Annotated in this window: 16 protein-coding genes; 13 read left to right on the top strand and 3 right to left on the bottom strand. The window is 70.1% G+C overall.

The window, feature by feature from the left end:
* Nucleotides 1-14: 14 nt before the first annotated feature.
* Both V6U79_RS12275 and V6U79_RS12280 read right to left on the bottom strand, forming a co-directional pair.
* The gene (locus V6U79_RS12275) at nucleotides 15-1,499 is read right to left on the bottom strand and encodes an SDR family oxidoreductase (RefSeq protein WP_334614730.1); all 1,485 of its coding nucleotides are present in this window, start codon (nucleotides 1,497-1,499) and stop codon (nucleotides 15-17) included.
* Nucleotides 1,500-1,645: 146 nt separating this feature from the next.
* The gene (locus V6U79_RS12280) at nucleotides 1,646-2,038 is read right to left on the bottom strand and encodes a hypothetical protein (RefSeq protein WP_334526402.1); all 393 of its coding nucleotides are present in this window, start codon (nucleotides 2,036-2,038) and stop codon (nucleotides 1,646-1,648) included.
* Between the two features lie 277 nt (nucleotides 2,039-2,315).
* Here V6U79_RS12280 and glyA point away from each other — a divergent pair, with 277 nt between their 5' ends.
* The 13 genes from glyA (at nucleotide 2,316) to V6U79_RS12345 (ending at nucleotide 13,398) form a co-directional block, all read left to right on the top strand.
* Entirely contained in the window at nucleotides 2,316-3,629 is a 1,314-nt protein-coding gene (glyA, locus tag V6U79_RS12285) for a serine hydroxymethyltransferase (protein ID WP_334614731.1), read from the top strand.
* On the top strand, nucleotides 3,622-4,053 hold the full coding sequence (locus V6U79_RS12290) for a hypothetical protein (RefSeq protein ID WP_334614732.1): 432 nt from the start codon (nucleotides 3,622-3,624) through the stop codon (nucleotides 4,051-4,053). Before glyA ends, V6U79_RS12290 begins: the two co-directional genes overlap by 8 nt.
* 173 nt (nucleotides 4,054-4,226) lie before the next feature.
* The gene (locus V6U79_RS12295; protein WP_334526410.1) at nucleotides 4,227-4,463 is read left to right on the top strand and encodes an AtpZ/AtpI family protein; all 237 of its coding nucleotides are present in this window, start codon (nucleotides 4,227-4,229) and stop codon (nucleotides 4,461-4,463) included.
* 11 nt (nucleotides 4,464-4,474) lie between these two features.
* Nucleotides 4,475-5,272, top strand: coding sequence for a F0F1 ATP synthase subunit A (gene atpB, locus V6U79_RS12300; protein WP_334526413.1), 798 nt, complete (start codon nucleotides 4,475-4,477; stop codon nucleotides 5,270-5,272).
* 101 nt (nucleotides 5,273-5,373) lie between these two features.
* Nucleotides 5,374-5,610, top strand: coding sequence for an ATP synthase subunit C-like protein (locus V6U79_RS12305; protein ID WP_334526415.1), 237 nt, complete (start codon nucleotides 5,374-5,376; stop codon nucleotides 5,608-5,610).
* A gap of 30 nt (nucleotides 5,611-5,640) precedes the next feature.
* Entirely contained in the window at nucleotides 5,641-6,171 is a 531-nt protein-coding gene (locus V6U79_RS12310; protein ID WP_334526417.1) for a F0F1 ATP synthase subunit B, read from the top strand.
* Nucleotides 6,171-6,992: a F0F1 ATP synthase subunit delta gene (locus V6U79_RS12315; protein WP_334526420.1), complete on the top strand. Its 822-nt coding sequence runs from the start codon at nucleotides 6,171-6,173 to the stop codon at nucleotides 6,990-6,992. Before V6U79_RS12310 ends, V6U79_RS12315 begins: the two co-directional genes overlap by 1 nt.
* Nucleotides 6,993-7,078: 86 nt before the next feature.
* Nucleotides 7,079-8,731, top strand: a complete 1,653-nt coding sequence (gene atpA, locus V6U79_RS12320; protein ID WP_334526423.1) for a F0F1 ATP synthase subunit alpha — start codon at nucleotides 7,079-7,081, stop codon at nucleotides 8,729-8,731.
* Nucleotides 8,732-8,735: 4 nt separating this feature from the next.
* Entirely contained in the window at nucleotides 8,736-9,665 is a 930-nt protein-coding gene (locus V6U79_RS12325; RefSeq protein ID WP_334526425.1) for a F0F1 ATP synthase subunit gamma, read from the top strand.
* On the top strand, nucleotides 9,665-11,104 hold the full coding sequence (gene atpD, locus V6U79_RS12330; RefSeq protein ID WP_334526427.1) for a F0F1 ATP synthase subunit beta: 1,440 nt from the start codon (nucleotides 9,665-9,667) through the stop codon (nucleotides 11,102-11,104). Before V6U79_RS12325 ends, atpD begins: the two co-directional genes overlap by 1 nt.
* A 237-nt stretch (nucleotides 11,105-11,341) precedes the next feature.
* Entirely contained in the window at nucleotides 11,342-12,484 is a 1,143-nt protein-coding gene (locus tag V6U79_RS12335) for an LCP family protein (protein WP_334526429.1), read from the top strand.
* A 167-nt stretch (nucleotides 12,485-12,651) separates the two neighbouring features.
* A complete protein-coding gene (locus tag V6U79_RS12340) occupies nucleotides 12,652-12,930 on the top strand; it encodes a F0F1 ATP synthase subunit epsilon (RefSeq protein ID WP_334526432.1) in 279 nt (92 codons plus the stop codon).
* Nucleotides 12,931-12,942: 12 nt separating this feature from the next.
* A complete protein-coding gene (locus tag V6U79_RS12345) occupies nucleotides 12,943-13,398 on the top strand; it encodes a DUF2550 domain-containing protein (protein ID WP_334526435.1) in 456 nt (151 codons plus the stop codon).
* Nucleotides 13,399-13,446: 48 nt separating this feature from the next.
* On the opposite strand, the gene V6U79_RS12350 is transcribed toward V6U79_RS12345, so the two are convergent.
* On the bottom strand, nucleotides 13,447-13,614 hold the full coding sequence (locus V6U79_RS12350; RefSeq protein WP_334614733.1) for a hypothetical protein: 168 nt from the start codon (nucleotides 13,612-13,614) through the stop codon (nucleotides 13,447-13,449).
* Between the last annotated feature and the right edge of the window lie 20 nt (nucleotides 13,615-13,634).

The following is a 13,634-nucleotide window of genomic DNA, read 5'->3' on the forward strand; positions in this document are numbered from 1 at the left end:
AGGGGGGTCGGGGGTCAGGGGTGGAGGTGGTGGGCGGGGGTGGGGTGTTCGGCGTTGCGGGCGATGTTGCGGGCCATGCCGCCGAAGACCACCGCGTGGAACGGGGTGACCGAGCCCCAGTAGAGGTGGCCGGTGAGGCCGCGGGGGAGGAAGACGGCGCGTTGGACGTAGCGGCTGCCCCCGCCCTCCGCCGGCTCGGCGCGCATCTCCAGCCAGGCCCGGCCGGGCAGCCGCATCTCGGCGCGCAGCCGGAGCAGCTCACCGGGGACGATCTCCTCGACCCGCCAGAAGTCCAGCGCCTCGCCGACCTGGAGGCGGTGCGGGTCGCGCCGCCCCCGGCGCAGCCCCACCCCACCGACCAGCCGGTCCACCCAGCCCCGCACCGACCAGGCGAGCGGGAAGGAGTACCAGCCGTGCTCCCCGCCGACTCCCTCGATGACCCGCCAGAGCGCGCCGGGCGGGGCGTCGACCAGCCGCTCCCGGACGTCGGTGTAGACCGTGCCCCCGGACCACTTCGGGTCGCTGGGCAGCGGTTCGGCCGGGGCGTCCGGCCCGCTCGCGGTGGACCAGCGGGTCTCCACCTCGGCGTTGCGGACCTTGGCCAGCGCCAGCGCGACGGCCTGGTCGAAGCCGGTGAGCCCGCCCGGTGGGTCGGGGATCCAGCGGGCGATGTCGTGCTCGTGCGCGACCGCCTCGTGGATCAGGCTCTCCACCAGCGGACGGGCGATCTTGTTCGGCACCGGGGTGATCAGCCCGACCCAGTGCGAGGAGAGCGACGGGGTCAGCGGCCGGACCGGCACGATGACCCGCCGACGCAGCCCGGCCACCCCGGCGTAGCGCTGCATCATCTCCCGGAAGGTGAGGATGTCCGGCCCACCGATGTCGAAGCCCCGGTTCACCTCGGGCGGCAGCGCGGCGCAGCCGGCCAGATAGCGCAGCACGTCGCGGATCGCGATCGGCTGGATCCGGTTGCTGACCCAGCGTGGGGTGACCATGGCCGGCAGCCGCTCGGTCAGGTAGCGCAGCATCTCGAACGAGGCCGACCCGGACCCGATGATCACCGCAGCCCGGAGCACCACCGTCGGCACCCCGCTGGCCGTCAGGATCCGCCCGACCTCGGCGCGTGAGCGCAGGTGCGGCGAGGGAACCCCGCCGTCCTCCGGCGGCTGCGGGCCGCCCAGGTAGACGATCCGGCGTACGCCGGCCGACGCGGCGGCCGCGGCGAAGTTGGTGGCAGCCTCCCGGTCGGCGGCCTCGAAGTCGGGCCGCCCGAGCGAGTGCATGAGGAAGTACGCGACGTCGACGCCGTCGAACGCCGGCGGCAGCGTCTCCGGCTTGCGCAGGTCGGCCTCGACCACGTCGGCCCGGGCCGCCCACGGCACATCGCGCAGCCGACCGGCCTTGCGGGCCAGGCAGCGCACCTCGTGCCCCTCCTCCAGCAGTCGGGGCGCGAGCCGCCCGCCGATGTAACCCGTGGCTCCGGTGACGAGGCATCTCACCGTCTCATCGTGCCCCAGCCGGAGGGTTCACAACCCCGGTCCCGTGATTCGCCGCGGCGCGTCCGCTAGGGGTCAATGGCGCCGGGGGCGGCACCACAATGTGGTGCCGCCCCCGAAATTGCCTTGTGGAAATGGTTGCGGTGAAATCAGAGGTAGTTGGCGGCCGTGGCATTTGTGCCGTAGCCGTACACCTTCAACTGGTAGCGCTCACCGTAGAGACCGGGAATCTTGTGGTCGCGCTTGCTGCCGGTGCCGTGGCCGACCACGACGCCGGTGTCGAGGTCGGTCACCCACCACTCGGTGAAGCGTGCGACCTGCTTGACGTCGATCCAGACCCAGTGCTGCGAGCGGTGCGCCGGAATTGCCCGGCACTTCTTGGTCAGCTTGATGCCGGTTACCGGGTTGATGTTGCAGGTGACCTTGTCCCAGTCGGCGTGGGCCGGACTCGAGACGACTGCCGTGCCGAGCAGGGCGGCGCCCGTGAAAGCGACGGCGGTGAGGGCCCTGGTGATTTTCCTGCGTGTGCCGGATGGCCTCATTGTGTTCCTTCCCCGTTGCGGTGGGTGGATGGAAAACAAGCTAACGGAGCGTTTACCGGGCTCGCTGCCCCTGATTTCCAGCCGTTAACTTTTGAAATATTTCAGGAATGCGTTCTTCGCACGTCGATGCAGGTGGGGGAGTTCAAAGGGGGGAGAGAGCGCGTTCACAGAAACTTGTGTCGATGTTGTTGCGATGCGCCGCCGCGCCGCCGCGCCGCCGGTGCCGCGACGAACGGGCGTCGCGTCGGCGGGACGGCCGACCTCTAGACTCGGCCCTGTGACATCAGCAGCGCCGCGGCCGGCGCCGAACCGGGACACCGCCTTCTGGGGGCCGGACTTCCAGCAGCTCAGCGCCGTCGACCCGGAGATCGCCGGGGTGGTGCTCGGCGAGCTGGACCGGCTGCGCGGCGGCCTTCAGCTGATCGCCAGCGAGAACCTGACCTCCCCGGCGGTGCTCGCGGCGCTCGGCTCGACGCTGACCAACAAGTACGCCGAGGGCTACCCGGGGCGGCGCTACTACGGCGGCTGCGCCGAGGTGGACCGGGCCGAGGAGATCGGCATCGCCCGGGCGAAGGAGCTCTTCGGCGCCGAGCACGCCAACCTCCAGCCGCACTCCGGGGCCAGCGCCAACCTGGCCGCGTACGCCGCCCTGGTGCAGCCGGGGGACACGGTGCTGGCGATGGACCTGCCGCACGGCGGGCACCTGACCCACGGCAGCCGGGTGAACTTCTCCGGCAAGTGGTTCCACACCGTGGGCTACACGGTGCGGCCGGACACCGAGCTGATCGACTACGACGAGGTCCGCGAGCTCGCCCTCGCGCACCGACCCAAGATGATCATCTGCGGGGCCACCGCCTACCCCCGCCTGATCGACTTCGCCCGGTTCCGGGAGATCGCCGACGAGGTCGGCGCGTACCTGATGGTGGACGCCGCGCACTTCATCGGCCTGGTCGCCGGCGGGGCGATCCCGTCCCCGGTGCCGTACGCCGACGTGGTCTGCTTCACCACCCACAAGGTGCTGCGCGGCCCGCGTGGCGGCATGATCCTCTGCCGGGAGCCGCTGGCGTCCCGGATCGACAAGGCGGTCTTCCCGTTCACCCAGGGCGGCCCGCTGATGCACGCCGTCGCGGCCAAGGCGGTCGCGCTGCGCGAGGCCGCGCAGCCCGAGTTCCGCACGTACGCCGCGCAGGTGATCGCGAACGCGCGGGCGCTCGCCGCCGGTCTGGCCGCAGAGGGGATGCGGCCGGTCTCCGGCGGCACCGACACCCACCTGGCCCTGGTCGACCTGCGCGAGACCGGGGTGACCGGCGCCGAGGCCGAGGCCCGCTGCGACGCCGCGACGATCACCCTGAACAAGAACGCCATCCCGTACGACCCGCAGCGGCCGATGGTCGCCTCCGGCATCCGGGTGGGCACCCCGAGCGTCACCACCCAGGGCATGCGGGAGGGTGAGATGCGGCAGGTGGCCGGCCTGATCGCCCGGGCCGTCCGCACCGACCCCGCCGCACCCGGGGGCGCCGACACCCTCGCCGGGATCGCCGCCGAGGTCACCGAGCTGGTCGCCGCCTTCCCGGCGTACCCCCGTGGCTGAGCCCGGGGTGCGCGCGCCGGAGGTCGCCGCGGACCGGCGGTGGCGGCTGCGTCACCTGCCCGTGCTGCTGGTCGCCTCGGCCGCGCTGGCGGTGGTCGCGGCGGTGGTCGGTGGGGTGACCGGTGGTGCGGACGCGGCGCTCGGCGCGGCGGCCGGGGTGGCGGTGACGGCGGCCAGCTACACCCTCACCACCCTGGTGCTGGCCTGGGCCGACACGGTGAACCCGCAGCTCGTGCTCCCCTTCGGACTCGGCCTGTACGCCGCCAAGTTCACCCTGCTCGGGGTCGTCATGGTGGCGGTGGCCTCGACCGGCTGGGGCGGCCTGATCCCGCTCTGCCTCGGCATCGCGGCCGGCGTGGCGGTCTGGACCGGTGTGCACATCTGGTGGCTGACCAGGGTGCATTCCCGCCGGCCGGCGAGCTGACGTCCCAACACTCGGACGGCGCGCCCGACTGTCCACGTTCGGTCGTTCACTGACTGGCGGAAGGGGAGTAGCGTGCCCCCAGACGACTGCACCCGCCATACGCCCACACAACGACGGTTGTGCGGGGGGTGAGGCACAGCCTCGTCTTCCCGACTGATATCGTTCGCCCCGTCATGGCTGGTGACCAAACCCCCCAACCCGGTGGCGGCTCAGGCGATGTTCCGTCCGGTGCCGGCCAGGGTTGGACCGCGCTCGGATACCTCATCACGGGCATGGTGTTCTGGGGGTTCATCGGCTGGCTGGTCGACCAGTGGCTCGACTCCGGCGGTATCGCCACCGGGATCGGCGTCGTGCTCGGCATGGCCGGGGGGATCATCCTGGTCGTCCGCCGGCTCGGCACGCCTACTTAGGAAGGGACGCGGTGTTCGGACAGGCGAACGTCCTGGCAGCGGGCCAGGCGGCATTCCCACCCAGCGTGGAGGACTTCTACCTGCCCAGCATCCTGCCCTGGGGTGCGACCGACTCGTACTGGTTCACCAAGATCACGGCCATGGTCTGGATCGCCGTCGGTGTCCTGATCATCTTCTTCCTGGCCAGCTACCGGAAGCCGCAGCTGGTCCCGACGAAGAAGCAGTGGTTCGCCGAGTCGATCTACGGCTTTGTGCGCAACAACATCGCGGTCGAGATGATCGGACACGCGGGGGTGCGGTTCGCGCCGTACTTCACCACGCTGTTCTGCTTCATCCTGCTGACCAACCTCTTCGCGATCGTGCCGCTGTTCCAGATCTCGCCGAACTCGCACATCGCCTTCCCGGCCTTCCTCGCCGTGATCAGCTACGTGATGTTCATCTACGCCGGCATCAAGCACCACGGCGCCGGCAAGTTCATCAAGAATTCGCTCATCCCGCCGGCGCCCTGGTACATCCTGCCGCTGCTGATCCCGATCGAGTTCTTCTCGACCTTCCTCGTCCGGCCGTTCTCGCTGGCCGTCCGTCTCTTCGCGAACATGTTCGCCGGCCACATGCTCCTGCTGGTCTTCACGCTCGGCGGCTTCGCGATGCTCAACGTCAGCACCTGGCTGGCGCCGGTCTCGGTGCTGTCCTGGGCGATGACTGTCGCGCTCACCTTCCTCGAGTTCCTGGTGATCGTCCTGCAGGCCTACGTCTTCACGGTGCTGACCGCCAGCTACGTGCAGGGCGCGCTCGCCGACGAGCACTGATCCACCGGGCAGGCGCTCGCGAGCGAGTCCTGATCCAACTTGGCACCAACAGTTGTCGTCCCGCGTGACCGTCACGCGTGATAACCAGGAGGAACCCACTAATGGACATCTACGCCGCGGTAGAGGGCAGCACCGCCGCCATCGGCTACGGTCTCGCGGCCATCGGCCCGGGCATCGGTGTCGGCCTGGTCTTCGCCGCCTACATCCAGTCGACGGCCCGCCAGCCGGAGTCGTCCCGGCTGACCCTGCCGTACGTCTGGATCGGCTTCGCCGTCATCGAGGCGCTCGCACTGCTGGGCATCGCGTTCGGCTTCATCTGGCAGGGCCCGATTCAGTAATTCCGCCCCCCTTCGACCGGGAGGTCATCCATGTTCTTCTCCGCCGCGGGTGGTGAGCACAACCCGATCGTGCCGATCTGGCAGGAGATCGTGGTTGGTGGCGTCGCCTTCATCCTGCTCTGCATCGTGCTGATGAAGTTCGTCTTCCCCCGCATGGAGCAGACGTTCCAGGCCCGGGTCGACGCGATCGAGGGCGGCATCAAGCGCGCCGAGGCCGCCCAGGCCGAGGCGAACCAGCTGCTCGAGCAGTACCGCGCGCAGCTCGCCGAGGCGCGCACCGACGCCGCCAAGATCCGGGACGACGCCCGGGCCGACGCCGAGGGCATCCGCCAGGACGTCCTCGCCAAGGCGCGGGAGGAGTCCGACCGGATCATCGCGGCCGGCAAGGAGCAGCTCGCCGCCGAGCGGGCCACCATCGTGCGCGAGCTGCGCACCGAGGTCGGCACGATCGCGGTGGACCTGGCCAGCAAGATCGTCGGTGAGTCCCTCGCCGACGAGGCTCGTCGCAAGGGCACGGTCGACCGGTTCCTGAGCGGTCTCGAGAGCGCGGGGGCCCGCTGATGCAGGCCGCCAGCCGGGAGTCGTACAAGGTCGCGGCCGAGCACCTCGACGCGTACGCGCGCAGTGCCGACCCGGTCGCGGTGGCCCACACCGCGAACGACCTGCTCGCCGTCGCCGGCCTGCTCCGGCGGGAGCCCCGGCTGCGGCGGGCGCTCTCGGACCCCGCCCGGTCCGCGGCGGACCGCGCCGGTCTGCTCGGCGAGATGCTGCGGGGCAAGATCGGCGAGGGGGCGCTCGACCTGCTCGCCACGCTGGTCTCCAACCGCTGGTCGGCGCCGTCGCAGTTGCTCGACGGCGCCGAGCGGCTCGGCGTGGAGGCCGTGCTGGCCAGCGCCGACGCCGCGGGTGACCTGGGCGAGGTCGAGGACGAGCTGTTCCGTTTCGGGCAGGTCGTCGCCGGCCAGCCCGAACTCTCCGCGGTGCTGTCGAACCCGGCGGTCCCGGTGGACAAGCGGGGCGTCCTGGTCGGCGAGCTGCTGGCCGGCAAGGCCCGGCTGGCCACCGTCCGGCTCATCGAGGTGGCGCTCTCCGGTCTCGGCGGGCGCTCCTTCACCGGATCGCTCTCCCGGCTGGTCGAACTGGCCGCCGAACGGCGGGACCGTCAGGTGGCGTACGTCACTGTCGCGGCCCCCCTGAGTGACGAGGAGGAGCGACGCCTGGGTGCGCGCCTCTCCGCGATGTACGGTCGAGAGGTTTCCGTCAAGCAGACGGTCAACCCGGAGGTGCTCGGTGGGGTGAGCGTCCAGGTCGGCTCCGACCTGTACGACGGCACCGTCCTGCGCCGCCTCAACGAGACCCGCAACGCGCTCGCGAAGCGCTGACCAGCGTCCTCGCAGCCCCTGATCGACGCCATTCGGACCGGTCGGTACTAGGTATCCCGGGACCCTGATACTTAAGGAAGCAGAGGATGGCCGAGCTGACCATCTCGACGGAGGAGATCCGCGGCGCCCTGGAGCGCTACGTCTCCTCCTACTCGTCCGACGTCTCCCGCGAGGAGGTCGGCACCGTCGCCGACACCGGCGACGGCATCGCCCACGTCGAGGGCCTGCCCTCGACCATGACCAACGAGCTCCTGGAGTTCGAGGACGGCACGCTCGGCGTGGCGCTGAACCTCGACGTCCGGGAGATCGGTGTCGTCGTTCTCGGTGACTCCGCCAAGCTGGAGGAGGGGCAGCGCGTCAAGCGCACCGGCCGGGTGCTCTCCGTGCCGGTCGGCGACGCCTTCCTCGGCCGCGTGGTCGACGCGCTCGGCCAGCCGATCGACGGGCTCGGTGACATCGCCAACGAGGGCTTCCGCGAGCTGGAGCTCCAGGCCCCGAACGTGATGTCCCGGCAGTCCGTCGACGAGCCGCTGCAGACCGGTATCAAGGCGATCGACGCCATGACCCCGGTCGGTCGGGGCCAGCGTCAGCTGATCATCGGTGACCGGAAGACCGGTAAGACCACGGTCGCCCTGGACACCATCCTCAACCAGCGGGACAACTGGCGCACCGGCGACCCGAAGAAGCAGGTCCGCTGCATCTACGTCGCCATCGGCCAGAAGGCCTCCACGATCGCCGGCATCAAGGGCATCCTGGAGGAGGCGGGCGCGATGGAGTACACCACCATCGTCGCCTCCCCGGCCTCCGACCCGGCCGGCTTCAAGTACCTCGCCCCGTACACCGGCTCGTCCATCGGGCAGCACTGGATGTACGGCGGCAAGCACGTCCTGATCGTCTTCGACGACCTGAGCAAGCAGGCCGAGGCGTACCGGGCCGTGTCGCTGCTGCTGCGCCGCCCGCCGGGCCGCGAGGCCTACCCGGGTGACGTCTTCTACCTGCACTCGCGTCTGCTGGAGCGCTGCGCGAAGCTCTCCGACGAGCTGGGTGGCGGCTCGATGACCGGTCTGCCGATCATCGAGACGAAGGCCAACGACATCTCGGCCTTCATCCCGACCAACGTCATCTCGATCACCGACGGCCAGATCTTCCTGGAGACCGACCTGTTCAACCAGGGCGTCCGGCCGGCGATCAACGTCGGTACCTCGGTCTCCCGGGTCGGTGGCGCCGCGCAGGTGAAGCCGATGAAGAAGGTCGCCGGCTCGCTGCGGCTCAACCTGGCCCAGTACCGCGAGCTGGAGGCGTTCGCCGCCTTCGCCTCCGACCTGGACCGGGCCTCGCAGAACCAGCTCAACCGCGGTTCCCGCCTGGTCGAGCTGCTCAAGCAGCCGAACTACTCGCCGTACCCGGTGCAGGAGCAGGTCGTCTCGGTCTGGGCCGGCGTCGAGGGCAAGCTGGACGACATCCCGGTCGGCGAGGTCCGTCGTTTCGAGGCCGAGTTCCTCCAGTACCTGCGGCACAAGCACGAGGGTGTGCTGGCCGGCATCGCCGACCACCAGTGGAACGACGACATCATCGCCTCGCTGGACTCGGCCATCACCGAGTTCAAGCAGGTCTTCCTGGGCAAGGAGGACGAGCGCCGGATCAACGAGGCCCCGGCCGCGCCGCTCGAGGGTGAGGAGAACCGCGAGACGGTGACCCGCTTCCGCGACGGCCAGACCGACCGCCCGGCCGAGAGCTGATCCCATGGCGGCCCAGGTACGCGTTCTTCGTCAACGGATCCGCTCGGCGAAGTCGATGAAGAAGATCACCAAGGCGATGGAGCTCGTGGCGACGAGCCGGATCGCCAAGGCCCAGGCCCGGGTGGAGGCGTCCCTGCCGTACGCCCAGGCCATCACCGGCGTGCTCACGGCGCTGGCGTCCAACGCGCGGATCGACCACCCGCTGCTCACCCCGCGTGAGCGGGTGCGGCGGGCGGGCGTGCTGCTGGTCACCAGCGACCGCGGCCTGGCCGGTGGTTACAGCTCCAACGCGATCAGGCAGGCGGAGTCGCTGATCGCCCGGCTCAAGGCCGACGGCAAGGACCCGGTGCTCTACGTCATCGGCCGCAAGGGCGTCGGGTTCTACCGGTTCCGTGACCGGCAGATGGCGGCGAACTGGACGGGCTTCTCGGAGCAGCCGTCCTTCGCCGACGCCCGCGAGGTGGGCGAGACGCTGATCAAGGCGTTCTCGGCCGGCGCGGACGACGCGGACGGTCAGGCCGGGGCGGACGGGGTGCTCGGGATCGACGAGTTGCACATCGTCTACACCGAGTTCCACTCCCTGATGACCCAGACGCCGGTCGCGAAGATCATCGGCCCGATGCAGGTCGAGGATCGGCCGAAGTCCGAGGGGCTGCTGCCGGCGTACGAGTTCGAGCCGGAGGCGGAGGCGCTGCTCGACGCGCTGCTGCCGAAGTACATCAACACGCGGATCTACGCGGCGTTGATCGAGTCGGCGGCGAGCGAGTCGGCGTCCCGGCGGCGGGCGATGAAGAGCGCCACCGACAACGCCGAAGAGATGATCGAGAAGTACACGCGCGAGATGAATTCGGCCCGCCAGGCCGGGATCACCCAGGAGATCAGCGAGATCGTCGGCGGCGCTAACGCGCTGGCCGCGTCGGGAAGTGAAGTGTGATGACTGCCCCAGTAGAGACCAAGACGGCCACGGGTCGCGTGGTCCGGGTCATCGGCCCGGTCGTCGACGCCGAGTTCCCGCGCGACGCCATGCCGCCTCTGTTCAATGCGCTGCACGTGAACGTGACCCTGTCCGGCGGTGAGAAGAAGCTGACCTTGGAGGTCGCCCAGCACCTGGGTGACAACATGATCCGCGCCATCTCGATGCAGCCGACCGACGGTCTGGTTCGCGGCTCGGAGGTGCACGACACCGGCTCCGGGATCACCGTTCCGGTGGGCGACGCGGTCAAGGGTCACGTGTTCAACGCGATCGGCGAGGTCCTCAACCTCACCGAGGGCGAGACGCTCACCCCGGACGACCACTGGCAGATCCACCGCAAGGCCCCGGCCTTCGCGGACCTGGAGCCGAAGACCGAGATGCTGGAGACCGGCATCAAGGTCATCGACCTGCTCGCCCCGTACGTCAAGGGCGGCAAGATCGGCCTGTTCGGCGGTGCCGGCGTGGGCAAGACGGTGCTCATCCAGGAGATGATCACCCGTGTCGCCCGGAACTTCGGCGGTACGTCGGTCTTCGCCGGCGTGGGTGAGCGCACCCGTGAGGGCAACGACCTCATCGCCGAGATGACCGAGTCCGGTGTCATCGACAAGACCGCGCTGGTCTACGGCCAGATGGACGAGCCGCCGGGCACCCGGCTGCGGGTGGCGCTCTCCGCGCTGACCATGGCGGAGTACTTCCGGGACGTGAAGAAGCAGGAGGTGCTGCTCTTCATCGACAACATCTTCCGCTTCACCCAGGCCGGTTCGGAGGTCTCCACGCTGCTCGGCCGCATGCCGAGCGCCGTGGGTTACCAGCCGACCCTGGCCGACGAGATGGGCCAGCTCCAGGAGCGGATCACCTCCGTCCGGGGCCAGGCCATCACCTCGATGCAGGCGATCTACGTGCCGGCGGACGACTACACCGACCCCGCCCCGGCCACCACGTTCGCCCACCTCGACGCGACCACCAACCTGGAGCGGTCGATCTCCGACAAGGGCATCTACCCGGCCGTGGACCCGCTGGCGTCCTCGTCGCGGATCCTCGCCCCGGAGTTCGTCGGCGAGGAGCACTTCCAGGTCGCCACCGAGGTGAAGCGGATCCTGCAGCGCTACAAGGACCTGCAGGACATCATCGCCATCCTCGGTATCGAGGAGCTCTCCGAGGAAGACAAGATCACCGTGGCCCGGGCCCGGCGGATCGAGCGCTTCCTGTCGCAGAACACCTACGCCGCCGAGCAGTTCACCGGCGTGCCGGGCTCGACGGTCCCGATCGCGGAGACCATCGACGCGTTCCGGAAGATCAGCGAGGGGGAGTACGACCACTTCCCCGAGCAGGCCTTCTTCATGTGCGGTGGTCTGGAGGACCTGGAGCGCAAGGCGAAGGAGCTGATGGCGGAGGGCTGACCTCCGGCAGATTCCACGAAGGCCACCCCGGCACGCGCCGGGGTGGCCTTCGGCCGTTCCCGTTCCCAGCGGCGGGCGGTCTCCGACCCCGGGGTCCGTACCGCGGCCACCGGGTACGCGATTCCCAGCGGCGCGCGGTACCGTTTCGGCGCGACGCTCGCGAACGGGTGTCGATCCGATGCAACTTTTCACCTTCGTACGCCCGTCTCCTTGTCGTGGGCGTGACGACGAATGGAGATGCTGGTGGGTGAAACCGGCAAGGGCGGGCGCAAGCCGTCCGTCTGGTCGGGTGTGCCGCGGTGGGCCCGGGCCTGCACGGTGTTCGGCGCCGTGCTCATGGTGCTCAGCGGCGCGGTGCTGGTCGGCTACGAGGCGCTGCTGACCCGGTACGAGGGGGCGGTGGGCAAGGCCGACCTCTTCGGCGACCAGGCGGCCGGCGCCCAGGAACGCAAGAGCAACATCAAGGGCCCGCTCAACATCCTGCTGGTGGGCACCGACCCGCGCAAGCCGGAAGACCAGCCGCTGGCCGACTCGATCATGGTGCTGCACGTACCGGACTCATTGGACCGGGCGTACCTGTTCTCCCTGCCGCGCGACCTGATCGTCGACATTCCCCGGTTCGACAAGGCCGGCTACTCGGGCGGCACCGGGAAGCTCAACGGCGCCATGTCGAAGGGCAGCATCGTGCAGGGGCAGAATCCGAGCGCGTCGCAGGGCTTCGAACTGCTCGCCAAGACGGTGCAGAAGGTGACCGGGATCGAGCGGTTCGACGCCGGCGCGATCATCAACTTCACCGGCTTCCAGAAGATCGTCGACGCGATGGGCGGCGTCGACATGTACATCGAGCGGGACGTGAAGTCCGAGCACCGCGAGCCGAACGGCACGCACCGCAAGGGCAACCCGTACGGCCAGGGCTACATCGGGCCGCAGGCGGAGTACAAGAAGGGCCGGCAGCACCTCAGCGGCTGGCAGGCGCTGGACTACGTCCGGCAGCGCTACCCCAAGAACGGCGTCCCGGACGGCGACTACGGCCGCCAGCGGCACCAGCAGCAGTTCATCAAGGCGATGGTCAGCCAGGCGTTCAGCGCCGACGTGGTGACCAACCCGCTCAAGCTGGACCGGGTGATCCGGGCCGCCGGCCAGTCCCTGACCTTCAACGGCCGGGGCAACAGCGTGGTCGACTTCGCCATCGCGCTCAAGGGCATCCGGCCGGAGAACGTGGAGCTGATCAAGCTGCCGGGCGAGGGCGTCGGCACCGGATCGGCGTACCGCGGCGAGCGGTTCCTGCCGGCCGTGAACGACTTCTTCACCGCCCTGAAGAACGAGCAACTCGACGCGTTCATCCTGGAGCACCCGGAGTTCCGTAACAAGAACAAGTGACCGGCGCGCGCACCGGGCCGGCCCTGCGGCCGGCCCGGTGCGGCGTGTCGTGGGTCCCGGCCGGCGTGTCGGCGACGCGGGTGGCGCAGGTCTCGCCACCCGCGTTGGGGCGCCCACCCGGGCGGGACTAGACTTTCGACAATCCGCCGCCGCAGCAAGGAGACAGCGTGGCACAGCAGCTTCACGTCGAGCTCGTAGCCGTCGAGGAGAAGGTCTGGTCGGGCGAGGCCGAGATGGTCGTCGCCCGGACGACCGAGGGTGAGCTCGGCGTGCTGCCGGGGCACGCGCCGTTGCTCGGTCAGCTGGCGGAGCCCAGCCAGGTCCGGATCAAGCAGGCCGGTGGGCAGCAGGTCGCCTACGACGTCGCCGGTGGTTTCCTCTCGGTGACCGGTGAGGGCGTCACGGTGCTCGCCGAGAGCGCCACCCCCGCGGCCCCCGCGCGCTGAGCCGACCCGCCGATGGAGATCTTGGAAGGGATCGGAATCGGCGTAGCGGTAGTGCTCGCCGCCGTGCTGATCCTCTTCATCCGGCGGGCCCTGGTTACCCGCAGCGGTGGCATCATCCGGCTCAGCGTCCGGGTCAGCACGATGCTCGACGGCCGGGGCTGGTCGCCCGGCTTCGGCCGGTTCGCCGGCGACGAACTCCGGTGGTACCGGATGTTCAGCTTCGCCCTGCGGCCCAAGCGGGTGCTCTCCCGCAAGGAGCTGGTCGTGGAGCGGCGGCGCCTGCCCGAGGGCCAGGAACGCCTCTCCATGCCCGCCGACTGGGTGATCCTGCGCTGTACCAGTCAGCACGCACCGGTCGAGATCGCCATGGCGCGCTCCACCGTCACCGGTTTCCTCTCGTGGCTCGAGGCCGCCCCGCCCGGGGCGGCCTCGCCGCGTCTGGCGTCCCAGGACTGGCCCGCGGCCTGACCCGCGCACCCGTCGACGCGCCGGCTCGGACGCCTCTCACCTCGCGCGTCACCGGGTCCCGGTGACGGCGACCAGCCCGACCTCGTACCCCTGCCCGTCGGCCAGGTGGCCGGCGTAGGTGCCGGGCACCCGCCGGCGTGCGGGTGCCGCTCCGGGAGGAGCAGCACCCAGCCGTACGCCGGGGCCGTGGCGCGAGGCCGCGTCGCGGTCCGGCACCCCGACCTCGACGTGGTGCA

Source organism: Micromonospora psammae, assembly GCF_036902725.1.
Taxonomy (GTDB): domain Bacteria; phylum Actinomycetota; class Actinomycetes; order Mycobacteriales; family Micromonosporaceae; genus Micromonospora.

Coding starts and splice junctions, on each gene's coding strand:
- V6U79_RS12280 (WP_334526402.1), bottom strand. CDS start 2,038: ATGAGGCCATCCGGCACACGCAGGAAAATCACCAGGGCCCTCACCGCC.
- V6U79_RS12295 (WP_334526410.1), top strand. CDS start 4,227: ATGGCTGGTGACCAAACCCCCCAACCCGGTGGCGGCTCAGGCGATGTT.
- V6U79_RS12305 (WP_334526415.1), top strand. CDS start 5,374: ATGGACATCTACGCCGCGGTAGAGGGCAGCACCGCCGCCATCGGCTAC.
- V6U79_RS12310 (WP_334526417.1), top strand. CDS start 5,641: ATGTTCTTCTCCGCCGCGGGTGGTGAGCACAACCCGATCGTGCCGATC.
- V6U79_RS12315 (WP_334526420.1), top strand. CDS start 6,171: ATGCAGGCCGCCAGCCGGGAGTCGTACAAGGTCGCGGCCGAGCACCTC.
- atpA (WP_334526423.1), top strand. CDS start 7,079: ATGGCCGAGCTGACCATCTCGACGGAGGAGATCCGCGGCGCCCTGGAG.
- V6U79_RS12325 (WP_334526425.1), top strand. CDS start 8,736: ATGGCGGCCCAGGTACGCGTTCTTCGTCAACGGATCCGCTCGGCGAAG.
- atpD (WP_334526427.1), top strand. CDS start 9,665: ATGACTGCCCCAGTAGAGACCAAGACGGCCACGGGTCGCGTGGTCCGG.
- V6U79_RS12335 (WP_334526429.1), top strand. CDS start 11,342: ATGCTGGTGGGTGAAACCGGCAAGGGCGGGCGCAAGCCGTCCGTCTGG.
- V6U79_RS12345 (WP_334526435.1), top strand. CDS start 12,943: ATGGAGATCTTGGAAGGGATCGGAATCGGCGTAGCGGTAGTGCTCGCC.